Annotated in this window: 19 protein-coding genes; 13 read left to right on the forward strand and 6 right to left on the reverse strand. The window is 68.7% G+C overall.

The genetic code is table 11. The features are described 5' to 3' along the window. Positions 1-250: 250 nt before the first annotated feature. The gene (locus ACGF0J_RS01080; protein WP_393141020.1) at positions 251-1,150 is read left to right on the forward strand and encodes a PaaX family transcriptional regulator C-terminal domain-containing protein; all 900 of its coding nucleotides are present in this window, start codon (positions 251-253) and stop codon (positions 1,148-1,150) included. Here the strand turns inward: ACGF0J_RS01080 and ACGF0J_RS01085 are convergent. The 5 genes from ACGF0J_RS01085 to ACGF0J_RS01105 are packed head-to-tail and all read right to left on the reverse strand — an operon-like array spanning position 1,140 to position 8,328. Next, positions 1,140-3,185, reverse strand: coding sequence for an acetate--CoA ligase family protein (locus ACGF0J_RS01085; RefSeq protein ID WP_393141022.1), 2,046 nt, complete (start codon positions 3,183-3,185; stop codon positions 1,140-1,142). The two genes, ACGF0J_RS01080 and ACGF0J_RS01085, sit on opposite strands and share 11 nt — an antisense overlap. After that, on the reverse strand, positions 3,182-4,726 hold the full coding sequence (locus ACGF0J_RS01090) for an FAD-dependent monooxygenase (RefSeq protein ID WP_393141024.1): 1,545 nt from the start codon (positions 4,724-4,726) through the stop codon (positions 3,182-3,184). Before ACGF0J_RS01090 ends, ACGF0J_RS01085 begins: the two co-directional genes overlap by 4 nt. Next, positions 4,723-5,589, reverse strand: a complete 867-nt coding sequence (locus ACGF0J_RS01095; RefSeq protein ID WP_393141026.1) for a fumarylacetoacetate hydrolase family protein — start codon at positions 5,587-5,589, stop codon at positions 4,723-4,725. The genes ACGF0J_RS01090 and ACGF0J_RS01095 overlap by 4 nt, the downstream gene beginning before the upstream one ends. Positions 5,590-5,596: 7 nt before the next feature. Continuing rightward, positions 5,597-6,643, reverse strand: a complete 1,047-nt coding sequence (locus tag ACGF0J_RS01100; RefSeq protein ID WP_393141028.1) for a cupin domain-containing protein — start codon at positions 6,641-6,643, stop codon at positions 5,597-5,599. Continuing rightward, entirely contained in the window at positions 6,640-8,328 is a 1,689-nt protein-coding gene (locus tag ACGF0J_RS01105) for a (2,3-dihydroxybenzoyl)adenylate synthase (RefSeq protein WP_393141030.1), read from the reverse strand. The genes ACGF0J_RS01100 and ACGF0J_RS01105 overlap by 4 nt, the downstream gene beginning before the upstream one ends. A 505-nt stretch (positions 8,329-8,833) precedes the next feature. Between ACGF0J_RS01105 and ACGF0J_RS01110 the strand changes: the two genes are divergently transcribed. The 7 genes from ACGF0J_RS01110 to ACGF0J_RS01140 all read left to right on the forward strand — a co-directional run bounded on the left by ACGF0J_RS01110 (position 8,834) and on the right by ACGF0J_RS01140 (position 17,690). Then, on the forward strand, positions 8,834-10,147 hold the full coding sequence (locus ACGF0J_RS01110; RefSeq protein WP_393141032.1) for an MFS transporter: 1,314 nt from the start codon (positions 8,834-8,836) through the stop codon (positions 10,145-10,147). Positions 10,148-10,690: 543 nt separating this feature from the next. Then, entirely contained in the window at positions 10,691-11,767 is a 1,077-nt protein-coding gene (locus tag ACGF0J_RS01115) for a BMP family protein (protein WP_393141034.1), read from the forward strand. Positions 11,768-11,954: 187 nt separating this feature from the next. Then, the gene (locus tag ACGF0J_RS01120; RefSeq protein WP_393141036.1) at positions 11,955-13,583 is read left to right on the forward strand and encodes an ABC transporter ATP-binding protein; all 1,629 of its coding nucleotides are present in this window, start codon (positions 11,955-11,957) and stop codon (positions 13,581-13,583) included. Then, positions 13,583-14,722: an ABC transporter permease gene (locus ACGF0J_RS01125; protein WP_393141038.1), complete on the forward strand. Its 1,140-nt coding sequence runs from the start codon at positions 13,583-13,585 to the stop codon at positions 14,720-14,722. The genes ACGF0J_RS01120 and ACGF0J_RS01125 overlap by 1 nt, the downstream gene beginning before the upstream one ends. Beyond that, positions 14,719-16,014, forward strand: coding sequence for an ABC transporter permease (locus ACGF0J_RS01130; RefSeq protein WP_393141040.1), 1,296 nt, complete (start codon positions 14,719-14,721; stop codon positions 16,012-16,014). The genes ACGF0J_RS01125 and ACGF0J_RS01130 overlap by 4 nt, the downstream gene beginning before the upstream one ends. Beyond that, the gene (locus ACGF0J_RS01135; protein WP_393141042.1) at positions 16,014-16,409 is read left to right on the forward strand and encodes a cytidine deaminase; all 396 of its coding nucleotides are present in this window, start codon (positions 16,014-16,016) and stop codon (positions 16,407-16,409) included. Before ACGF0J_RS01130 ends, ACGF0J_RS01135 begins: the two co-directional genes overlap by 1 nt. Then, positions 16,410-17,690, forward strand: a complete 1,281-nt coding sequence (locus tag ACGF0J_RS01140) for a thymidine phosphorylase (protein ID WP_393141044.1) — start codon at positions 16,410-16,412, stop codon at positions 17,688-17,690. Between the two features lie 65 nt (positions 17,691-17,755). Here ACGF0J_RS01140 and ACGF0J_RS01145 read toward each other — a convergent pair whose 3' ends face one another. Further along, positions 17,756-18,133 carry a MarR family winged helix-turn-helix transcriptional regulator gene (locus ACGF0J_RS01145; RefSeq protein WP_393141046.1) on the reverse strand — a complete coding sequence of 126 codons (378 nt, stop codon included), beginning with the start codon at positions 18,131-18,133 and terminating at the stop codon, positions 17,756-17,758. An 87-nt stretch (positions 18,134-18,220) separates the two neighbouring features. On the opposite strand from ACGF0J_RS01145, the gene ACGF0J_RS01150 reads away from it, so the two are divergent. The 5 genes from ACGF0J_RS01150 to ACGF0J_RS01170 all read left to right on the forward strand — a co-directional run bounded on the left by ACGF0J_RS01150 (position 18,221) and on the right by ACGF0J_RS01170 (position 22,651). Further along, complete coding sequence (locus ACGF0J_RS01150) at positions 18,221-19,633, forward strand: MFS transporter (RefSeq protein ID WP_393141048.1); 1,413 nt, start codon at positions 18,221-18,223, stop codon at positions 19,631-19,633. Positions 19,634-20,044: 411 nt separating this feature from the next. Continuing rightward, positions 20,045-20,521: a hypothetical protein gene (locus ACGF0J_RS01155; protein ID WP_393141050.1), complete on the forward strand. Its 477-nt coding sequence runs from the start codon at positions 20,045-20,047 to the stop codon at positions 20,519-20,521. A gap of 4 nt (positions 20,522-20,525) precedes the next feature. Then, positions 20,526-20,879 carry a cupin domain-containing protein gene (locus ACGF0J_RS01160; protein WP_393141052.1) on the forward strand — a complete coding sequence of 118 codons (354 nt, stop codon included), beginning with the start codon at positions 20,526-20,528 and terminating at the stop codon, positions 20,877-20,879. A 90-nt stretch (positions 20,880-20,969) separates the two neighbouring features. Next, entirely contained in the window at positions 20,970-22,043 is a 1,074-nt protein-coding gene (locus ACGF0J_RS01165; protein WP_393141054.1) for an adenosine deaminase, read from the forward strand. Further along, positions 22,040-22,651: a hypothetical protein gene (locus tag ACGF0J_RS01170; RefSeq protein ID WP_393141056.1), complete on the forward strand. Its 612-nt coding sequence runs from the start codon at positions 22,040-22,042 to the stop codon at positions 22,649-22,651. The genes ACGF0J_RS01165 and ACGF0J_RS01170 overlap by 4 nt, the downstream gene beginning before the upstream one ends.

A 22,651-nucleotide genomic window follows, 5' to 3' on the forward strand; every position in this document is an offset into this window, starting at 1 on the left:
AGCCTGGTCGAATCGAGGCGGTTCGTTCCAGGCCCCATCCGGCACCACGTCAGAGAAGCAGCACGCCGCTTTCGCTTCGCGCACACGAGCTTGCGCGGATCGTCACGCGGGTTGTAATCTTCGGCGGTACGGCTAAGGGCTGGATATGAGCCAGTCGAAATGCGAGAGAAAGCCACGCCGCGTCGCGTGACTCTCTAAAGCGCAGCAGGCGCGTTGCGTCCCTGGCCGAGGGGTGCGCCATACTGGAAGTATGGCAGTGGAAGAAGGGGCCGAAGCGACACCGCGGTCATTGGTGTTCGACTTGTTCGGAGAATACGTACGGGCCAATGGCGGATATCTCACGCTGCAGGCGCTCTCCCGACTGGTGGCACCGTTCGGTGTGCAACCGGACTCTTTGCGGGTTTTGATGTCGCGCCTACGTCGCAACGGCTGGTTCGAGACCATCAGAGTGGGTCGGACGAGTTTCTACCTCCCTTCCGCTCTCGGGTGGCAACTGCTTGATGAGGGATACACGCGGATCATGAGCGGACCACACGACGAGTGGTCCGGTGATTGGTACATGGTGATCTTCTCTGTGCCGGAAACGGAAAGGACGGCTCGCGCCCGCATTCGCAAGCAGTTGGTGTGGTTGGGCTTCGGGCAGCTGGCGCCCTCGACATGGGTATCCCCTCATGACCGCCTCAGCGAGGCGACTGACCTGCTCAGAGGGGAGCCGTGCACGCAGTTCGACCGGATGATCACTCGCTCACTCACCCCGGAAGAGGATCGCGCGATAGCCGGGCGCTGCTGGGATCTAGTACTGATCGCCAAGGGTTACCTCGACTACATCGAGCGGTGGACGCGCACGTTGAGCGAAGTGCGCGCCGCACCGCCCGCGCCGGACCGCGCTTTCGTGCTGCGTACACAGGTCATCCACGAATATCGCAAATTCCTGTTCGCGGATCCGGATCTCCCGGCACGGCTGCTGCCTGACGAATGGCCAGGACATCCAGCGTGGCGCGTCATGCGCAGCGTGTTCGCGACACTCCGCGAACCGGCCACCCAGCATTACAAAGCCTTGACGGCGGACATGCCCCATCCGGGTGGGGAAGTGTCCGTGCCCGAGGCTCCCCCGTTGCCTGCTCCGCGGTATGGGGCGGTCAGCCCGTGAGGATCAACGCGTCCAGAGCGAGCAGACCCGTAGCCACGACTCGGACCGGATTGATGTCCACCTCGTTGACGTGAGGATTGTCGATCATCAATGCCGCGACGCGGATCAGCAGGGCCGCGAGGTCTGCGTCGGGCACCGGCGTCCTGCCCCTGGCTCCGGTACGAATCCCTTGCGGTAGTTCGCTGATCATCTCCAGCGCGTCCTGAGTGGTCAAGGGAGCCAGTCGCATCGCCGGTTCTCCGAAGCTCTCGACATCGATCCCACCGACACCAAGCAGCACGACCGGGCCGTAACTGTCGTTACGGGCAGCACCGATGATCAACTCGGTGCCGGACGGGGCTTGCCGCTCGATCAGGTATCGGGCGCCGCGCGGATGGACCGCCGCATCGATCCTTTCCAGCGCGGCCGTGAGTTCATGCGCAGATCGCACGCCGATATGGACGGCGCCGATGTCGGATTTGTGCTGCACATGAGCGTCACACAGCTTCACGACGACGGGAGCACCGAGCTCCGCCATGGCTTCGTGTGCCTCGTCGTGCGAACGTGCGACGAGGCGCGATGGGCTGGCCAGACCGAGGTCGGCCAGTATCGTCTTGGCTTGGTCCTCGTCGAAGGGACCCCCCTCCGGTACGTGAACCCGCGCCTGCTTCCCCGTGGTGGGGACGTGGACGCTTCGAGCACGGGCCCGCGCGTCCGCTACCAGGGCCTTCATCCCGGTGACGCCGGAATCAGGTGCCGCATACACCGGGATGCCGGAAGCCCGAAGTGACGTGAGCTGCGGATAGACGTCCTCCTCCCGTCCGCCGGTCACGAAAACCGTCCCGCTCTGCTCTCCCGCGCTCAGATTCGCGGTGACGTGCTGAATCTGCTTCTCTTGCAGGGCGTAGACGAGCACTCCATCGACCGAATCGTCCGCCCGCACTGCTGCGACCACGCGGTCGAAGCTCTCTTCGGGGCGGCCGGTGTCAACAGGGTTGCGCTGGTACGTCATGGGCGGCAGCAGTTCGGCCAGCTGCCGTGCGGTCGAGGAAGACAGATCGGGCATCCGTACCTGCCCATATCGCAGCTGGTCTGCGATGAACAGGCCGGGGCCGGCCTGACCTGTGATGATGGCGATGCCCGGATCAGCTGAAGCAGGCAGGCGGCAGTAGGCCAGAGCTGCGAGCGCGTCCACCATGTCTCTGGGAGTGTCCACGACGACTGCCCCGGCTTGAGCCAGGGCAGATCTCGTGAGTGCCCAGCCGCCGATGAGAGCGCCGGTGTGGGACTGAGCGAAGTCGCTGACATCCGTGCGACCGACCTTGAGCACTACCACCGGTTTGATCATCACGGCCCGCCGGACCGCCTGCACGAGGGCCGCGCCGTTGGCCACGCCTTCGATGTGAAGGGAGATGACCTTGGTGTGGGGGTCCTGGACGAGAAAATCGAGCGCGTCGATGAAGCCGACGTCGATGGCGTTGCCCAGCCCTATGGCGAGGCTGACCCCGATGTGCGCTTGATGCAGCATGAAGGACAGGGCGAGGTTCATGCCTCCGCTCTGAGCGACGATGCCCACTGGGCCAGGTCGCAGCGCACCCACCGAGGGCATGAAGTTCGCGAACACACCGGCTGCCGGGTTGAGGAAGCCAGAGGTGTTGGGGCCGAGGACGCGGATGGAGGCGCTTGTCGCGATCTCGTGGACGCGTTCTTGCAGATCCCGACCTGCCGGGCCGGTCTCCGCGAAACCGCCCGAGCACACGACAGCAGCGCCGACACCGGCGGACGCGCAGTCCTCCAGAACATGCGGTACTGCCGCCGGTGGAACCACCAGGACCGCCAGGTCGATCTCTTCGGGGACATCCCCGACGGCGGCGTAAGCCTTACGCCCAGCGACCGTCGCCGACTTGGTGTTGACCGGGTACACGGCGGAGAAGGTCTCAAGCGCGGTCATCATCGCGTGCCCGGCCTTGCCCGGGGCGTCGGACGCCCCCACGACAGCAATCGAGCGAGGGGTGAAGAGCCGGTCGAGGCCCGTAGGGGGAGGGGTCTCGCTCATGGGGAGGTGATCTCCCTTTCGGGCGTGGGCAGTACGATCATGTCGGTTCTCCCCGACAGGACAAGAGTGGCCAGCCACTCGACATCGTTCGCGTTGGTCGCAAGGGCGACAGGCGCCTCGCCGTGGAGCTTGAGAAGCTCGGCCAGATGCATGGCGGCACGAGTGGCGGGCGGGCCGGCATCTGCTTGGCTGATGACATAGAGCGCCGTGTGTTCGTCGGCCGCCCTTATGTCTTCGACGAGCTTGGGGACCTCCGCGGCGTGCGCCGGCGCGGTGAGCCGGGCAGCATTCGGCACATGACGGTCGAGATCCGCCGCTGAGACGAGACGGCCGGGGAAGGTCTCCTCTCCCACGCGGCAGGGGGTCTGCAGGATCGCTCGGGGGCGAGTGCCACGTTCCTTCAGCAGGTGTTCGGCGAATCTGCTGTCGCCCGCAGCCAGGCGATCAAAGGAGACGCGGCCGCTGCGCGTGAGGAAATGAACAGGGAACTGCTCCGGGGGAAGCGCCGTGAAGCTGTCGAAATGCTCCCACCAGAACATACTCGGCTCGGCGGCTTCCTGGATGCGGTCCACTCTGGGCCTTCGAGCCTGCTCATAGAGCCTTGCCGAACTCGAGAAGTCGGTGCTGGCGGGATCGGTGATCGCCTCGGCGAGTGCAAGGGCGTCTTCCAGCGCCATCGTCGTGCCGGAGCCTACCGAGAAGTGAGCGGTGTGTGCGGCGTCTCCCAGCAGAACGGTGCGATCGTGGCACCACGACGCCGCTCGTACCGTGCGGAAATTCTGCCAGCGGGAGTTGTTGGCCAGCAGTTCTGCTCCGTCAAGGTGTCTGGCGAACACCTCCTGCATGACCTGCCGGGTCGGCTCGTCGCTGGTGCCGGGGGGCAGGGCGGACGTGGCCTCGAAACCCGCCCGCCGCCAGGTCTCCTCGCTGCATTCGACCACGAACGTACTTGTGTGTTCGTCATAGGGATAGGCGTGCACAGCGAACCAGCCTGCCGCCGCCTCCTCGAAGAAGAAGGTCATCGAGTCGAACGGACGATTCGCGCCGAACCAGATGTAGCGGGCGCCGGCCACCTCCACGGTGGGCTGGAAGGACTCCGCGTATGTTTGGCGGGTCGCGCTGTTCAACCCGTCAGCGGCGATCACGAGGTCGTGGGAGCGCTCGAGGACGGCGGAATCCGCCTCGACGTTGAAGCGCAGTCGCACGCCGGCCTCATACGCCCTGGCACGTAGCCGGCTGAGCAGCCGACGCCGACCAATCGCGGAGAAGCCGAGCCCGCCGCAGCGAGTGTGGTGTCCTTTGCAATGGATGTCGATGTGGTCCCAGTGGCGGCCGCCCTGGTGGAGTTCGGCGCCCAATCTCGCGTCTGCCTCGGTGAGGCGGGACAGTGTGGGTGCGGAGAACACCACCCCGAAGCCGAAGCTCTCGTCCGGGCCGTTGCGCTCGAAGAGCTCGACTTCGAAGTCGGAGCGGCGCTCGGCGATCAGCGCGGCGCACAGCAGACCTCCGGGGCCGCCGCCGATGACAGCGATCCTGGTCATCGTTCGCCTCCTGGCAGGCAGGTCGGCCTCGGACGTTCGGCGTAGGGTCTGGCGGTCGCGTCGCTGACGGCGACTTCCAACCGTCCGATGGTCTCGATCTCCACGGTCACCGAACTGGCACCGTTGATGGGGCCGACCCCCGCTGGTGTGCCTGTCAGGATCACATCGCCGGGCCACAGGGTCATGACCGAAGTGGTGTATGCGATGAGCTCCGCGACGCTGAAGATCAGCGCCTTCGTGCTGGTGTCTTGGCGCAACTCCCCATCCACCCAGCAGCGCAGGGTGAGATCATCGGGATCGTCCACCTCGTCGGCGGTCACCACCCAGGGGCCGAGCGGCGTGAAGGTGTCGAATGATTTACGCGTGGAGCGGTCCTCGGTGGAGCGTACCGTGATGTCGAGGGCGCAGGTGTAGCCGAAGACGTGGTCCAGCGCGTCGTCGACGCTGACGTGGCGGGCGACTCTGCCGATGACCACGGCGAGCTCCGCCTCCTGATCGGTTCGAATGTCGCTGTACGGCAGGCGTACTGCTTCTCCTGGACCGATGACCGACGAAGTGGCCTTGAGGAACACCCCGAGGTCGGCGATACTTTGGCTGACCGCCATTTCGCTTTGATGGTCGGCGTAGTTCACCGGCGCCGCGATGATCTTCGGCGGTCTCGGCAGGGGGGCCGCCAGGCGGGCATCTGTTACTCGTCCCCGGTCATTTTCCAGTCGCCGGGCGGCGTCGATGTCGCCGTCCGCGATGAAGCGGTGTAGAGGCCCTCGTTCGTCGGTCGGATCGCTCACCAGATCAGTGATGTCGACGATGCCGCTCTCCGCCACCAGGCCCAGGCGATTCGCAGCCAACGTTGCGATACGCACTGCTACCTCATTTCTGTCGTTCTATGAGTTCTTCGCGATACAGGCCGAGCGAGCGCATCACCGGCTCATTGCTGTAGGAGAAGACGTATGTGTCGTCGGTCTCGCTGGTGTTGATGAGTTCGCACGCGGTCCAGCCCGGCACTGCGAAGACGTCTTTGTCGTTCCAGTCCAAACGCCGGCCTCCGACGATGGCAGTCCCTTGCCCGCGGATCACGTGGTGAACGGAACTTGAGGTGCGTCGGATCGCCGCGCCGTGGAACTTGGGGGGCAGCCGTCGCACCCGACACGACATGGTGGGCAGAACAGGACCACCTGTCCATGGGTTGGTGTACTCAAGGACCACGCCGTCGACCGCGCTGCCTTCGGCGTCATCTCCGATGGCGTCGAAAGCCCGCTCCACCTCGGACCACGGATAGTTGCCGATCGGAGAGCTGGAACCTCGGTCGATCTCCCAGGCCGGCACGAGATGGCCGTGCACGAACTGGCGTGTGGAGATGCCGTCCGGCCGGCTGACCTTCTGGGCGCGTTCTCCGTACAGCTCGAAGAAGCCCGCCTCCAATGCGTTGACGAGCGGGTAGTCGAGGGCGTCCAGCCAGATCATTGGTTCGTCGCCCTCGTGGTAATGGTCGTGCCAGTGCCAGCCGGGTGTCAGCAGGAGATCTCCCGGCCGCATGTGAATGCGCTCACCATTGACGGTGGTATAGGCGCCTTCCCCTTCGATCACGAACCGGAAGGCATTGGAGGCGTGCCTGTGCGCTTGCGCTGTTTCACCACTGACGATCACCTGGAGGCCGGCGTAGAGCGAGTTGACTGTCGCCGGGGGATCCTGCAGGCCGGGATTGATCAGCATGAGCACGCGTCGCTCCGCCTCCTCCAAGGACAGCGTCTTGGCGAAGTGCAGCAGGTACGGGCGCAGCCTCGCGTAACTCCACAGGTAGGGAACAGCGGCGCTGCGCGGCTCGGCGGCGAACAGCTCTCCGTAGTACTTCCACAAAGGCGCGGTGCCCAGATCTTGGAGTGCCGCGTAGGCGGGATCGGGATGGAGTTGTGTCACGGTTTCCGCTCCTGCGTTGACTGGTTCTCGCGTGCTCGGATCTCCGCGTCGGCGCGCAGGGCCTGCTTGTCGATCTTGCCGACGTTGGTGGTGGGCAGCGCGGGGACGACGTGGAGTATTTCGGGGAGTTTGTAGACGGCGGTTCCCGCTTGTGTCATGAACCGACGGATCGACTCAAGGGTCGGCTCACTGGCCTCGCGGCTGACCACGTAGAGGCAGACCCGTTCTCCCAACACGGGGTCGGGCAGTGGAACCGCCGCGGCGTTAGTGATGGACGGGTGCTTGTAGGCGAGGTTCTCGATCTCCTCGGCGGAGATCTTCTCCCCCGCGCGGTTGATGATGTCCTTGACGCGACCTTCCACCGTGAGGTTTCCGGAGGGATGCCAGCGGACGATGTCGCCGCTGCGATACCAGCCGTCAGATGTGAAGGAGCGCTGGTTCTGTTCCGCAGCTCGGTAGTAGCCGCGGATTGTGTACGGGCCGCGGGTGAGGAGCTCACCGGGTTCGCCGGTGGGTACGTCGTGACCTCGCGCGTCCACGATGCGGATCTCGTCGTCGGGGGATACCGGTCTGCCTTGGGTCTGGTGTCGTACCTCCTCGGGGTCGTCGAGAAGGGTGTAGTTGATCAGGCCTTCGGCCATGCCGAATCCTTGTTGCACACGCACGTTCAGCGCCGCTTCGACGCGTCGCGCCAGTTCCGGCGCCAGACGGGAACCGCCGACGGCGAGGGAACGCAGGCTGGTCAGATCCGCCTGTTCGTCGGCGGCCGCCTGTGCCCACCGGTGGGCGACGGCCGGCACCGCGGCGGTGTGCGTGACCCGGTGACGCTCGATCAAGGCGAAGGTCTTGGCCGGTGAGGGGCTGTCACTCATCACCACCGTGCCGCCGGACAGCAACACCCCGAGAATGCCGGGGCATGCGAGGGCGAAGTTGTGCGCCGCCGGCAGGGCGACCAGGTAGACGGTGTTCTCGTCAACCTCGCATGCGCGGGCTGTCGTGCGTGCGTTGTAGGCGTAATCGTTGTGTGTGCGTGGGATGAGTTTGGGGCGTCCGGTCGTGCCGCCGGAAAGCAGCAGCAGCGCCACGTCATCCCCGGATGGACGGTGTTGTTCGACGAGGTGGCGTGCAGCCTGGACATCGCCGGGTCGCCGGCACATGGCCGACAAGCCGTCATGCGCCGATCCGCCCTGAAACAGCACATGGCGAAGGGCTGGAGCGTCGTCCGCCACCTCGACGGCCAACGTTCGATAGTCATAATCCCGGTAGCGTTCCGGCAACGCGTAGGCGTGGGCCTGGGTGAACTTGAGCAGGTAACCGATCTCTGCCTGCCGGTGCTGCGGCAGCGCCATCACGGGCACGACGCCGATCCGGAACGAGGCCAGGGTCAGTATGACGAACTCGGCCACATTGGGCAGTTGGGTGACCAGCACCTGACCGCCTCGTAGCCCACGGTCGATCAACTGGACTGCCAGAAGATCTACGGCGTCAGCGAGCTGACGGTAGGACCATTGATCAGCGCCGTCGATCAGGGCTGTGTGCGTCGGCGTCCGGTCCACCTGGGCAAGGAACTCGCTGCCCAGAGGAACATCCCGCCAGTAGCCTCGCTGCCGATAGCGCCGTGCGTCGGCTTCGGGCCATGGCGTGTGCCGGCTCGGTGCGCCTGCGAGGCCGTTCGCGGTCTTCATGCCTGCCTCCTCGGTGCGGTCAGCTGCCGCCTCACGGGCCGATTGAAACGCAACTATGCACGTCCGTCAATGGTTATGTTTCATTTTGTTCGACCGAAGCCTTCGTTGACGCCCGCATTCGGCAAGTCGTCGGCAGGGCGGTCACCCTGTCGTTGCCTGCTCACTGCGCTGGCTGCACGGCTCATGTCCGGCCGGAGCGACACTCGGGCTGGGCTGGTAGGCGGAGTACGAAGCGGGCGCCACGGAGTAGGTGATCTTCGGGGGCGTCTCATCGTGGGCCACCCGGGCTCTCTCGCTGCTGAGGATCATCTGGGTGGCTGCGCAGCACATGTCTTGGTGACTTGAAACCAATCCATTGACGCTTGTATGCCTATGGGTTACAAAAGCAGTTCATGGCACTTTGCCCGATCTCATGATCGGCTCAGGCGTGCGCCGTCCGATCACGCCCTCATCACAGCCCTGCGATCCACACCCCTCACCCCCCGTCGCATCCCGGAGAACCGCAATGCCCATCACGCACGCAAAACAAGGCTGGCCTCGGGCCACCATCGTGGTCGTCGCCATCTGCTTCACCACGGTGATCTTCGATGGCTACGATCTGATCGTCTACGGCGCGGTGATACCACTGCTCTTGCAGGAGCCAGGCTGGTCCATGAGCCCGGCTGCTGCAGGAGCCATCGGCGGCTACGCCTTGATCGGCATGCTCATCGGTGCTCTCGTCGCAGGCACCATCACCGACATCATCGGCCGCCGGCCGACGATCCTGCTCTGCCTCACATGGTTCTCTCTGGCGACGGGAGCCTGTGCGATGGCCGGATCGAAGGAGTGGCTCGGCGCGCTGCGCTTCCTGGCCGGGCTGGGCCTCGGTGGCGTCATTCCTACCGCCACCGCTCTGACGCTGGAGTACGCGCCCGCACAGCGACGCAACTTCACCTACGCGTTGATGTTCTCCGGCTGGGCCGTGGGTGGCGTTCTCACGGCCGTGGTCGGGCAGGCACTGCTGCCTGAGGCCGGTTGGAGAGTGATGTTCCTGATCGGCGCGCTTCCCATCGTGATCGTCCTGCCTCTGGCAGTCGGCCTGCTGCCCGAGTCGTTGGAATTCCTGCGTGCTCGGGGTCGCCACGCCGAAGCGAGTCAGGTGGCACGCCGGTTCGGCCTCCCCGAGGAGCCGACTTCCCCCGCGCGGCCACCGGCGAAGCGCACCCCCGTACGGATGCTGTTCGTCACGGAGCGCCGAGTGATGACATCACTGCTGTGGGCCGGCTGTTTCCTGGGGCTTCTGCTGGTCTACGGACTCAACACGTGGCTCCCGCAGATCATGCGCCAGGCCGGCTTCTCCCTGGGGTCCGCGCTGAACTTCCTGCTCGCGTTGAACGCCGGCACCATCCTCGGCGCGTTGGTCATGGCCAAGTTGGCCGACCGGCGCGGACCGAAACAGGCGCTGGTGACGATGTTCGCCATCGCGTCGGTATCCATCCTCCTGCTCAGCACCGAACAGCCGATGGCCATCGGCCTCGTCCTGGTCGCCGGCGCCGGCTTCGGAGTCGGAACCCAGATCCTCCTCAACGCCTACATCGGCAATTGCTACCCTGCGGCCGGGCGGGCGACAGCACTGGGCTGGTCCCTGGGGTTCGGGCGTCTTGGAGCGATCCTGGGCCCGGTCGTGGGCGGGTGGCTCGTGGCAGCCGAAAGCGACTGGCGCATCAACTTCTACTTCTACGCCGCGATAGCCGTTGCCGCCGGACTCATCATCGTGCTGGTGCCCCGGACACCTGCAGTGGCCGAGGAAGAGTCCGGAGTAGGACAGTCTGAATCGTGATGTTGAAGCGTAGCCGGTAGTGGCCGGCCCGGGCCCGGGCCCGGGTCAAGCACGGCATGAGGCAGCCGGTCGGGGGCGATCGCCAGGCCGACGCGCAGGCTGTTGCGGTCCTCGACAGTCGGCCGGCCTGGGAGAACGGGTCCTCGCCCCTTCCGGGCGCTGTTCGCCGTACGTCCCTCACGACGATGGCTCGTCAGGTGAGACAGCCGAGGGTGAGGGGCAGGGTGAGGGACGACCGCGACGGCGACACGGTGATTCCACTGCCCTCCGGGTAGCGGAGTTGTAGTCGCGGTCGGTGGACAGCACCACCAACGACAAGGACCCCCTCCCGGGCCGGCGCGGCGTGGATCCTCTGGAGGCATCCGGTCAGCTCGGCCCCAGGGTCAGGTCACAGACGCGACTGATGTCGATAACGGAGCGGTTGCGACCCTGTGTGCCGGTTTGGACCGCCATGGGCAACCAACTATCTTCCGTGCAGGGTTGCCGTACTTTTCTTCGCGCCTGCGATGAAGTCTGACGGCGGGGAAAACGGAAGGAGTCGACTTGCTCAGCAAGCGATTCGGCAGGATGGCCGTCGGCACCGTGGCCGGCGCCATGCTCATGGCGGCCGCGGCCTGCGGTGGCGGCAACACCGGCGGCGACACCGCGTCGAGCGCCCAGCCCAGCGCGGGCACCGGCAGCGACGCGCCGAAGGAGGGCGCGCTGAAGGTCGGTCTCGCCTTCGACATCGGCGGGCGCGGCGACAAGTCGTTCAACGACGCCGCCTACGCGGGCCTGGAGAAGGCCAAGACCGAGCTGGGCGCGGAGATCAAGGAACTGAGCCCCGCCTCCGACGGCTCCAACCGTGGTGAGCTGCTGCGCCAGCTCGCCGACGCGGGCTACAACCCGATCATCGGCGTCGGGTTCGCCTACGGCGAGGACATCAAGAAGGCCGCCGAGGAGTACACCGACATCCAGTTCGCGGTCGTCGACTCGGCCTCCAACGCGCCGAACGTGACGGGCCTGCTGTTCGCCGAGGAGCAGGGCTCCTACCTGGCGGGCGTCGCCGCGGCGACGAAGTCGAAGAGCGGCCACGTCGGCTTCGTCGGCGGCGTCGAGAACGACCTGATCAAGAAGTTCGAGGCGGGCTTCGCGGCCGGCGTGAAGTCGGTCAAGGCGGACGCCAAGATCGACGTCAAGTACCTCACGCCCGACGGTGACTTCAGCGGCTTCAAGGCCCCCGACAAGGGCAAGGTCGCGGCCGAGAAGATGTACCAGGACGGCGCCGACATCGTCTACCACGCCTCCGGCGACTCCGGCCTGGGCGTCTTCCAGGCGGCCGCCGCGGCCAAGAAGAAGGCCATCGGCGTCGACGCCGACCAGCGCCAGACCATCAAGGAGACCGACCTGCAGTCGGTCATCATGACCTCGATGCTGAAGCGCGTGGACGTCGGCGTGTTCGAGTACATCAAGGCGTTCCAGGGCGGCGCCAAGGGCGGCAGCAACGTCACCTACGACCTCAAGGTCGACGGCGTGGGCCTGGCCACCACCGGTGGCGAGATCGACGACATCCAGGACAAGCTCGACGCGGCCAAGAAGGACATCGTCGACGGCAAGATCACGGTTCCGGCCAAGCCGTAACCTGGAACAGGAAACCCTGAGCGAGGGCCCGGAGTCCCGAACCCCGGGCCTTCGTTCTATCCGCCCCTGGCCGGCAGGTCCGGCGAGCCCGTGACCCGGGTGACCCGGGTGACTCGGGCGGGGGGCGGACCTGACGGCTCACAGCGAAGCGGAGTCAACGTGAGCAACCAACGGGCCCGCGCAGCGAATGAGGAACGGTGAGCGACCAGTGAACACCGAGGCCCTCGCCACGGCGCCACCCGCCGTGCGGCTGGAGGGCATCACCAAGCGCTTCCCCGGCGTCGTCGCCAACCACGACATCCGCATCACCGTCGAACCCGGCACGGTGCACGCGATCGTCGGGGAGAACGGCGCGGGCAAGTCGACCCTGATGAAGATCCTGTACGGCATGCAGAAGCCGGACGAGGGCACCATCAGCGTCAACGGCGAGGAGAGGTCGTTCCGCACGCCGAGCGACGCCATCGCCGCCGGGATCGGCATGGTGCACCAGCACTTCATGCTGGCGGACAACTTCACCGTGCTGGAGAACATCGTCCTCGGCGCCGAGCCGACGACGGCCGGCCACCTCGACACCGCCGGCGCCCGCCGGCGCATCCAGGAGCTGGCGAGCAGCCACGGCCTGCACGTGGACCCGGACCGGCTGGTGGAGGACCTCGGCGTCGGCGACCGCCAGCGCGTGGAGATCCTCAAGGTGCTCTACCGGGGCGCCCGCATCCTCATCCTCGACGAGCCGACCGCGGTGCTCGTGCCGCAGGAGGTCGAGGAGCTCTTCCAGAACCTGCGCGAGCTCAAGGCGGGCGGCCTGACCGTCATCTTCATCTCGCACAAGCTGGACGAGGTGCTCGACATCGCCGACGCGATCACCGTGATCCGGCGCGGCACCACGGTCGCCAGCGTGGACCCGCGCGAGGTCACCGCCCGGCAGCTCGCCGAGCTGATGGTCGGCAGCGAACTGCCCACACCCGAGACCCGCGAGTCCACGGTCACCGGCACCGTCGCGCTGAAGGCGGCCGGCCTGACCATGGAGGCCGAAGGCTTCCGGCCGGTGCCCAAGGGCGTCCCGGTCGCCCAGTACGTGGAGCGGCTGCGGCAGGAGGGCAGGCGGCTGCTCCTGGACGACGTGTCGTTCGAGATCCACCGCGGCGAGATCCTCGGCATCGCCGGGGTCGAGGGCAACGGCCAGTCTGAGCTGATCGAGGCCATCATGGGCATCCGGCCCGTGCACGGCGAGATCACCCTGGACGGCGTGGACATCAGCGGCTGGAGCACGCTCAGGCGCCGCGAGGCGGGCATCGGCTACATCCCCGAGGACCGGCACCGGCAGGGCCTGCTGCTGGAGGCGTCGCTCTGGGAGAACCGCGTGCTCGGCCACCAGACCAGGAAACCGGCCCGCAAGGGCCCCTGGGTCGACCGGCGGGCCGCCAAGGCCGACACCGCGCGCATCATCGAGGAGTACGACGTCCGCACGCCCGGCGTCGACACCCTGGCCCTCGCCCTGTCGGGCGGCAACCAGCAGAAGCTCATCGTGGGCCGCGAGATGAGCGGCGAGCCGCGTTTCCTCATCGCCGCCCACCCCACGCGGGGCGTGGACGTCGGCGCGCAGGCCGCCATCTGGGACCACCTGCGCAACGCCCGCGCGGCCGGCCTGGCCGTGCTGCTGATCTCGGCCGACCTGGACGAGCTGATCGGCCTGTCCGACACGCTGAGGGTGATCTACCGCGGGCGGCTCGTCGCCCGGCTCGACCCGTCCGACGTCACGCCGGAGCGGCTGGGCGGTTACATGACCGGCGCCATCGCCGGCACTGAGGAGACGTGATGCCCGCAGGGCTCTACCGGGCGCTGCTCACCGTCGCAGGCGCCGTGGCCGCGATCGTGCTGGCGGTCGCGATCTCCAGCGTTGCGATCAGCGCGGCGGGCGCCAGCCCGCAGGCGGCGTTCGCGGCGCTGTTCAACTTCGGCGACAGCGAGCGGGCGGTGGTCAACGGCATCACCCAAATGATCAACCGGGCGGTGCCGCTGTTCATCGCCGGGCTGGCCGTGGCCGTCGGCTTCCGGATGAACCTCTTCAACATCGGCGTGGAGGGGCAGTACCGGATCGCGGCGGTCTGCGCCGCCTACGTCGGCACGCTGTTCACCGCGCCCGCCCCGATCCAGATCCTGGTGATCATCGTGGTGGCGGCGGCCGTCGGCGGCCTCTACGCGCTGATCCCGGCGCTGATGAAGGTCGGCCGCGGCGTGAACGAGGTCATCTCGACCATCATGCTCAACTACATCGCCATCAACCTGTCGACCTTCCTCGTGCGCGGCCCCTTCATGGGCGAGCGGGAGCAAGGGCAGCTCACCACCAGCACGGCGACCCTTCCCGAGTCGGCCTGGTTCCCCAACCTGAACGTCGTGTTCGAGATGTTCGCACTGCCCTCGCCGCGCGGCGGCGGGCTGTGGGGCTTCCTGGTCGTGGCGATCCTGCTGGGCGTGGGCGTCTGGGTGCTGCTGGAGCGGACCCGCTTCGGCTTCGACGTCAAGGCCAGCGGCCTGAACGCCTCCGCCGCGCTCGCCTCCGGCGTCAACCCGAAGAAGATGGTCATCTCCGCGATGGTGCTGTCCGGCGCCATCGCCGGCCTGATCGGCCTGCCCGAGATCCTCGGCGACAAGCACAACTTCGGCTCCAACTTCACGCCCGGCCTGGGCTTCCTCGGCATCGCGGTCGCCCTGCTGGGCCGCAACAAGCCGGCCGGCATCGCGGTCGCCGCGCTGCTGTTCGGCTTCCTCGACCGGGCGCAGGGGCCGCTGCAGTTCGCCGACGTGCCGCCCTCGGTCATCGCGATCATGCAGGGCACCATCGTGCTCCTGGTCGTGGTCGCGAACGAGATCACGAGCCGGATGGCGCTGCGCCGCGAGGAGCGGCGAGCCGCTCAGCAGCTCGGCACGAACACTCCCGTTGAGGTGAAGGCATGACGACCGTCGCGGACACCCGGGTCAGGAAGTACCACCTGGCACTCATCGGCGTCGCCGTGCTCATCCTGCTCATGTCGCTGGTCCGAGTGCTCTCCAAAGCCAACGACATCACCTCGTCCGGCACGTTCGCGGCGGCGCTCATGCTCGCGGTGCCGATCGGCCTGGCGGGCCTCGGCGGTCTGTGGGCGGAGCGGGCCGGCGTGGTCAACATCGGGCTCGAAGGCATGATGGTGCTGGGCACCTGGTTCGCGGGGTGGGCCGGCTACCAGTGGGGCCCCGTGGCCGCGCTGGTCGCGGGCCTGCTCGCGGGCGCCGTGGGAGGCCTCATCCACGCCGTGGCGACCGTGACGTTCGGTGTCGACCACATCATCAGCGGCGTCGCGATCAACCTGCTCGGTCCCGGTGTCACCCGCTTCCTGTCGGAGGTGCTCTACAAGGAAGGCACCCCGGCCGGCGAGGCGGGCGCGGGCATCACCACCTCGCCGCCGCTGAAGTCGGAGGCGTTCGACATCAGCCTGCCGTTCTTCTCGTCAGGCCCCGACTGGCTGGGCAGCCTGGAGCGCACGCACTGGTTCCTGCTGTCCGACCTCGCGGGCATTGTGCGCGGGCTCACGCACGGGGTGAACGTGCTGGTCATCCTCGCCGTGCTGATGCTGCCGCTGACGTTCTTCCTGCTCTGGCGCACCTCGTTCGGGCTGCGGCTCCGCTCTGCCGGTGAGAACCCGTGGGCGGCCGAGTCGCTGGGCGTGAACGTCTACCTGATCAAGTACGTGGCCGTCGTCATCTCAGGCGCTTTCGCCGGCCTCGGCGGCGTCTTCCTGGTGTTCGTCAGCACCAAGTACGTCGAGGGACAGACCGCGGGCCGCGGCTTCATCGGCCTCGCCGCCATGATCTTCGGCAACTGGCGGCCCGGTGGGCTGGCCGGGGGCGCCGCGCTGTTCGGCTACGCCGACGGCCTGCAACTGCGCAGTTCCGGCGCTGTCACCTCGTTCCTGCTCTTCGGCGCGCTGCTGCTGCTGATCTACGTCGGGATCCGGGTCCTCGCGACGCTCGCGCCCGTTCAGACCGAGGTGGCTGTCACCCGCACCACCAGGGAGTACACGCTGCTGGCCGGCGCCGCCGCGGGCGCGGTCGTGCTCGTCTGGCTCTGGATGACCGTCGACAAGCTGCCGAATGAGTTCGTCTTCATCACACCACACGTGCTCACGCTGCTCGTGCTGCTCGTGGCCTCGCAACGGCTGCGGATGCCGAAGGCCGACGGCGTGCGCTACCGCCGGGGGGAACAACACTGATGACCATCGATTGGGACGGCCTGCGCGCCCAGGCGACCGAGGCCATGCACCATGCCTACGCGCCCTACTCCAAGTTCCCGGTGGGCGCGGCGGCGCTCGTGGACGACGGCAGGGTGGTCACCGGCTGCAACGTCGAGAACGCCTCCTACGGGCTCGGCCTGTGCGCCGAGTGCGGGCTGGTATCGGCGCTGCACGCCTCCGGCGGGGGCCGGCTGGTGGCCTTCACCTGCGTCGACGGTCACGGCGAGCTGCTCATGCCGTGCGGGCGCTGCCGTCAGCTCCTCTACGAGTTCGGCGGCCCGGACCTGCTGGTCGAGACCGTGGACGGCCCCAAGTCGATGGCGGAGATCCTGCCCTACGCGTTCGGCCCCGACGACCTGTCCAGGACGGCCTGAATGGACGTCATCGAGGTCATCGTCGCCAAGCGCGACGCCGGAGAGCTGACGACCGCCCAGATCGACTGGGTGATCGACGCCTACACGCGGGGCGTGGTCGCCGACGAGCAGATGTCGGCGCTGGCCATGGCCGTCCTGCTCAACGGCATGAATCGGCGCGAGATCGCCGACTGGACCCAGGCCATGATCCGCTCCGGCGAGCGGATGGACTGGTCGGCGCTCGACCGGCCGACCGCCGACAAGCACTCCACGGGCGGCGTCGGCGACAAGATCACCCTGCCGCTGGCGCCGCTGGTCGCGGCCTGTGGTGCGTACGTGCCCCAGCTGTCCGGGCGTGGGCTCGGCCACACCGGCGGCACGCTGGACAAGCTGGAGTCGATCCCCGGCTGGCGCGCCTCACTGTCCAGCGACGAGATGCTGGCGGTGCTGCGCGACGCGGGCGCCGTCGTGTGCGCGGCGGGCTCGGGCCTCGCGCCCGCCGACAAGAAGCTGTACGCGCTGCGCGACGTCACCGGCACGGTCGAGTCGATCCCGCTGATCGCCTCCTCCATCATGTCGAAGAAGATCGCCGAGGGCACGGGCTCGCTCGTGCTGGACGTAAAGGTCGGCTCGGGGGCGTTCATGAAGACCGTGGAGCGGGCCCGCGAGCTGGCCGAGACCATGGTGGCGCTCGGCACCGACGCGGGCGTGCGCACGGTGGCGCTGCTGACGGCCATGGACCGGCCGCTCGGCCGGGCCGTGGGCAACGCGCTGGAGGTCGAGGAGTCGGTCGAGGTGCTGGCCGGCGGCGGCCCGTCCGACGTCGTGGAGCTCACCGTACGGCTGGCGCGCGAGATGCTGGAGGCGGCCGGGATCGCGGGCGCCAAGGACCCGGCGGAGGCGCTCAAGGACGGTTCGGCCATGGACTCCTGGCGCCGCATGATCACCGCGCAGGGCGGTGACGCGGACGCGCCGCTGCCCCGCGCGGCCGAGACGACGGTCGTGCCGGCGCCGGCGTCCGGGGTGCTGACCCGGCTCGACGCCTACGCCGTGGGGCTGGCCGCCTGGCGGCTGGGGGCCGGGCGGGCCCGCAAGGAGGACCCGGTGTCGGCCGGCGCGGGGATCGTGCTGCACGCCAAGCCCGGGGACGAGGTGCGGGCCGGGGAGCCGCTGATGACGCTGCACGCCGACGAGCCGGAGCGGTTCGGGCGGGCGCTGGCGGCGCTGGAGGGCGGTTACGCGGTCGGGAGGGCCGACGGGGACGACCTCCTGCCGCTGGTCGTCGACCGGATCACGGCCTAGACGGGTCGAAGGGGCCGTCTCGCCTCCCGTCGGGGGTGGGGCGGCCTTCGCGTGTGCCGGGGCCGTCAGGTGACGAGCGTGTCGGAGAAGATGTCGGCGAGGACGGCGCGCTGGGTGGGGAGCGCCTGGCGGTGGCGGGCGCGCCCCTCGGGCGTGATGCAGACGAAGACTCCGCGCCGGTCGGAGTCGCAGACGCCGCGCGTGACGAGCCCCGCCTTCTCCAGGCGGGCCACGACGCGGGACAGGGCGCTCTGGCTGAGGTGCACCTCGTCGCACAGCTCCTGCAGGCGCAGCTTGCGGTCGTGGCCGACCATGCGGTCGAGCACCTCGAACTCGCTCGCCCCCAGCCCGTGCTTGTCGCCGAGCTCACGTTCGAGCGAGCACATGGCCTTGGCGTGTTTGGCCAGGACGTAGTGCCAGGTCTTGACGAACTCCTCGTCCATGACGCGGAGGTTACCACCGGGTTGAGAAAGATGCAACGGAATTAAATGTGCTTGCATTAGATGCGAGTGCATGTAGTCTGCTGAGTCATGTCCTCTTCCTCATCCCGTTGGGGCGCGCTCGTCGTGCTCTGCGCTGTGATCTTCCTTGACGCCCTGGACGTGTCGATGGTCGGGGTGGCACTGCCCTCCATCCAGCACGACCTGGGCCTTTCCACCTCATCCCTGCAGTGGGTCGTCAGCGGTTACGTGCTCGGATACGGCGGTCTTCTGTTGCTCGGGGGCAGGGTCGCCGACCTGCTCGGGCGGCGCAGGGTGTTCCTGGTCGCGCTGGGCGTCTTCGCCGTGGCCTCGCTGCTCGGCGGCCTGGTGGACGACGGCACGCTGCTGATCGTCGCCCGGTTCGTCAAGGGGGTGGGCGCCGCCTTCACCGCCCCGGCGGCCCTTTCGATCATCACGACCACGTTCCCCGAGGGTCCGCTGCGGAACAAGGCGCTGAGCATCTTCACCGCCTCCGGCGCCAGCGGCTACTCGCTGGGCCTGGTGTTCTCCGGCCTGCTGACCGAGATCGGCTGGCGCTGGACGCTGCTGATGCCGGTGCCCGTCGCGATCATCGCGCTGATCGCCGCGCTCAAGGTGCTGCCGCGCGGCGCCGAGGAACGCGCCGAGGGCGGCCACGACCTGCTGGGCGCCGTGCTGATCACCGCTTCGATGCTGCTGCTCGTCTTCACGGTCGTGCAGGCACCCGAGGCCGGCTGGGCGTCGGCCCGCACGATCGGGTCGCTCGCCGCCGCCGCCGCGCTGCTCGGGCTGTTCGTCTTCGCCGAGCTGAGGATGCGGCACCCGCTGGTGCGGCTCGGCATCCTGCGCTCCGGCTCCCTCGTGCGGGCCAACCTGGGCCTGCTCATCCTCATGGGCTCGTACGTGGCCTTCCAGTTCGTGGCCATGCAGTACTTCCAGAATCTGCTCGGCTGGTCGGCCCTCGGCACCGCCCTGGCGTTCCTGCCCGCCGGCCTGCTCGTCGCGGTCACCTCGACCAAGATGGGCGACTTCGCCGACCGGTTCGGCACCGGCAAGCTCATCGTCGTCGGCGCCGCCGCGCTGGCCGGCGGCTACGCGATGTTCCTCGGCATCGACGAGACGCCGAGCCTCGCCGGCCTGGTCATCCCCGGGATGCTGCTGCTCGGCGTGGCGTTCGCCCTGTCGTTCCCCGCGCTGAACATCCAGGCCACCAACGGCGTGGACGACGAGGAGCAGGGCCTGGCCTCCGGCCTGCTCAACACCTCCGGACAGGTCGGCGGCGCGATCGTGCTGGCCGTGGTCACCGCCGTGCTCACCTCCGAAGGGGGCGGCGCGCTGTCCCTCGGGGCGCTGCGCGCGGCCATCGTCGTTTCCCTCGTCCTCGCCCTGGTGGGCCTCGGCATCTCCGCCTTCGGGCTGCGCTCCCGCCGCGCGCCCGGCACGGTCGAGGAGCGGGAGGTCCGGGCGTACGAGCGCGTCTGAACGACCAGCCGGGGGCGCGCGCCGGGGCCTGGGGCCCCCGGCCCGCGCCCCTTTCCGCGCCCCTTTCCGCGCCCCTTTCCGCGCCCCTTTCCGCGGCGCCGGGTGCGTCGTCGCTTCGGGGGGCCGCGGACCGAGCATCACGTGGACATGGCGCCTACGTCCTCCGCACCGGCCCGCCGTGTCCCCCTTCCGGCCCTTCCTCCGGCTGCCCGTACGGCCATCCGGCTGGTAACCGGGGCCGCGGTCCTCGTGGCGTGCTGTCTGGGCGCGGCCGCGTGCGGGACGGTAGGGCCCGGATCAGGCACGGAGACCGGTGGCACCGAGACCGGTGGCACCGAGACCGGTGGCACCGAGACCGGCGGCACGGTGACGCCCGGAGCCACCTCCTCGCCCGAGAGCACGGAGCCGCCCGTGGGCACGGAGCCGGCCGAGCCCGGACAGGTGCCCGCCACGCCCGGCCGGCCCACCGGCACCGCCCCCGTGCACACCGAGCGGCCGCGCGGGGAGCCCGCCCTGGTGACGGGGGTCCGGTTCGGCCGGCACGCCACCTTCGACCGGGTGGTGATCGACCTCGACGGTCCGGCGCCCGGCCACACCGTCCGGTGGGTGGACGCGCTGGCGCAGGAGGGCTCCGGCAAACCCGTGGACCTGCGCGGCCGCGCCTGCCTGGCCGTCCTGCTCACCCCGGCCGACGCCCACACCGAGGACGGCGAGCCCACCTGGGCGGGCGGCGCGGCCCCCGCCTCGCTGGGCAACGTCACCGAGGCCATCAGGGCCGGCGACTTCGAGGGGCGCGTCCTCATCGGGCTGGCCGCCCGCTCCAGGGAGCCGTTCCGGGTGACGGCCCACACCCGTCCGGACCGGCTCGTCATCGACGTGGCACACTGACCGGATGGTCAGAAGGATCGAAGGCCCCACGCGGGTCCCCGTGCCCGGCGGCAAGCTCATCGACGAGCACGTGGGGCGGGTCAACAGCGCGGACGAGGCGATCTCCATCGCCCACATGGTCGCACCGCCCGGCTGGGAGGAGCCGGCCCAGACGCCCTCGTTCACCGAGTACACGGTGGTGCTGCGCGGCATGGTCGTCGTCGAGCACGACGGCGGCGTCACCGAGGTCCCGGCGGGGCAGAGCGTCGTGACCGAACCGGGGGAGACCGTCCGCTACAGCGCCGGTCCCGAAGGCGCCGAGTACATCGCCGTCTGCCTGCCCGCCTTCAGCCCGGACAGCGCCAACCGCGTCTCCTGAGCCCGCCCCGCGCACGGCCCACCGGCGGCCGCCGGGCGTGCCCGGCCGTGCCGTACGGAAAGGGGCGGACCGGCCGCATATCATGGCCTGATGAGCCCCACGCTTGACGAGATCCGGCGGGCGCCGAAGGTGCTGCTCCACGACCATCTCGACGGTGGCCTGCGGGCCGAGACCATCGTGGACCTGGCCCGCGAGTGCGGATACGACCGGCTGCCCACCACCGACCCCGGCAACCTCCGGCAGTGGTTCGAGGAGGCGTCCGACTCCGGGTCGCTGGAGCGCTACCTGGAGACGTTCGACCACACCGTGGGCGTCATGCAGACCCGCGAGTCGCTGGTCCGGGTGGCCGCCGAGTGCGCCGAGGACCTCGCCGCCGACGGAGTCGTCTACGCCGAGGTGCGCTTCGCGCCCGAGCAGCACACCACCACCGGGCTCAGCCTCGACCAGGTGGTGGAGGCCGTGCTGGAGGGCTTCCGGCTCGGCTCCGAGGGGCGCGGTATCCGGGTCGGCACGCTGCTGACCGCGATGCGGCACATGGCGCGCTCCATGGAGATCGCCGAGCTGGCCGTCCGCTACCGCGACGTCGGCGTGGTCGGGTTCGACATCGCCGGCGCCGAGGCGGGCTACCCGCCCACCCGCCACCTCGACGCCTTCGAGTACCTCCAGCGCGAGAACGCCCACTTCACCATCCACGCGGGCGAGGCGTTCGGGCTGCCGTCGATCTGGCAGGCCATCCAGTGGTGCGGCGCCGACCGGCTCGGCCACGGCGTCCGGATCATCGACGACATCTCCGTGGCCGAGGACGGCACGGCCAAGCTGGGCCGGCTCGCCGCGTACGTGCGCGACAAGCGCATCCCGCTGGAGATGTGCCCCACCTCCAACCTGCAGACCGGCGCCGCGCCCTCCCTCGCCGAGCACCCGATCGGGCTGCTGCGCCGCCTCCACTTCCGGGTCACGGTCAACACCGACAACCGGCTGATGAGCTCCACCAGCTCCTCGGCGGAGTTCGCCAAGCTGGTGGAGGCGTTCGGCTACGGCTGGGACGACCTGCAGTGGTTCACGATCAACGCGATGAAGTCGGCGTTCCTCCCGTTCGACGAGCGGCTGGCGCTGATCAACGGCGTGATCAAGCCCGGGTTCGCGCAGCTGAAGTGGCAACCGTGAGACAGGCGTACCGGTCGAAGTTCGCCTTCGTCCTCGGCTGGGTGTGGGTGGCGTTCGTCGCGTTCAACGTGTGGGACCTGATCGCCCGCTACAACGGCAAGCCGTCGCTGGTGGCGCTCGCCGTCCTCGCGGTGCTCACCGCCCTGGTCTACCTGATCGCGCTCCGGCCGGTCACCCTGTTCACCGAGGACGCCCTGGTGGGGCGCAACCCCCTGCGCACGACGGTGCTGCCGTGGGCCGCCATCGACGAGGTGACGGTGTCACACTCGATCAACCTCCGCCACGGCGACGGGCAGGTGCTGCGGCTGTGGACGCCGGTGAGCACCGCGCGCGAGCGGGCCAAGGCGCAGCGCAGGGCGGCGGCTCCGGCCCCCCGGCGCGGCCGGTTGCGGACCGAGCCGGTGCTGTCCAAGGCCGAGCAGGCGGCGCAGGAGGCGTTCGCGGGCAAGACGCACGCCGACTGGGTGGGTGAGCAGATCACCGACCGGGCCGAGTCGGCCCGCCGCCGCGCCCAGGAGGACGCCCCGGTGCGGGTGCGGTGGGCCTACGACTCGCTCGCGGTGGTCGTCGTGGCGGTCGTGCTGCTGGCCGCCGCGATCCTCGCCTGA

This window comes from Nonomuraea sp. NPDC047897, from assembly GCF_043204415.1.
GTDB lineage: Bacteria > Actinomycetota > Actinomycetes > Streptosporangiales > Streptosporangiaceae > Nonomuraea.

Coding starts and splice junctions, on each gene's coding strand:
- ACGF0J_RS01150 (WP_393141048.1), top strand. CDS start 18,221: ATGTCCTCTTCCTCATCCCGTTGGGGCGCGCTCGTCGTGCTCTGCGCT.
- ACGF0J_RS01110 (WP_393141032.1), top strand. CDS start 8,834: ATGCCCATCACGCACGCAAAACAAGGCTGGCCTCGGGCCACCATCGTG.
- ACGF0J_RS01120 (WP_393141036.1), top strand. CDS start 11,955: ATGAGGAACGGTGAGCGACCAGTGAACACCGAGGCCCTCGCCACGGCG.
- ACGF0J_RS01165 (WP_393141054.1), top strand. CDS start 20,970: ATGAGCCCCACGCTTGACGAGATCCGGCGGGCGCCGAAGGTGCTGCTC.
- ACGF0J_RS01090 (WP_393141024.1), bottom strand. CDS start 4,726: ATGACCAGGATCGCTGTCATCGGCGGCGGCCCCGGAGGTCTGCTGTGC.
- ACGF0J_RS01140 (WP_393141044.1), top strand. CDS start 16,410: ATGGACGTCATCGAGGTCATCGTCGCCAAGCGCGACGCCGGAGAGCTG.
- ACGF0J_RS01130 (WP_393141040.1), top strand. CDS start 14,719: ATGACGACCGTCGCGGACACCCGGGTCAGGAAGTACCACCTGGCACTC.
- ACGF0J_RS01080 (WP_393141020.1), top strand. CDS start 251: ATGGCAGTGGAAGAAGGGGCCGAAGCGACACCGCGGTCATTGGTGTTC.
- ACGF0J_RS01145 (WP_393141046.1), bottom strand. CDS start 18,133: ATGGACGAGGAGTTCGTCAAGACCTGGCACTACGTCCTGGCCAAACAC.
- ACGF0J_RS01125 (WP_393141038.1), top strand. CDS start 13,583: ATGCCCGCAGGGCTCTACCGGGCGCTGCTCACCGTCGCAGGCGCCGTG.
- ACGF0J_RS01105 (WP_393141030.1), bottom strand. CDS start 8,328: ATGAAGACCGCGAACGGCCTCGCAGGCGCACCGAGCCGGCACACGCCA.
- ACGF0J_RS01135 (WP_393141042.1), top strand. CDS start 16,014: ATGACCATCGATTGGGACGGCCTGCGCGCCCAGGCGACCGAGGCCATG.
- ACGF0J_RS01085 (WP_393141022.1), bottom strand. CDS start 3,185: ATGAGCGAGACCCCTCCCCCTACGGGCCTCGACCGGCTCTTCACCCCT.
- ACGF0J_RS01160 (WP_393141052.1), top strand. CDS start 20,526: ATGGTCAGAAGGATCGAAGGCCCCACGCGGGTCCCCGTGCCCGGCGGC.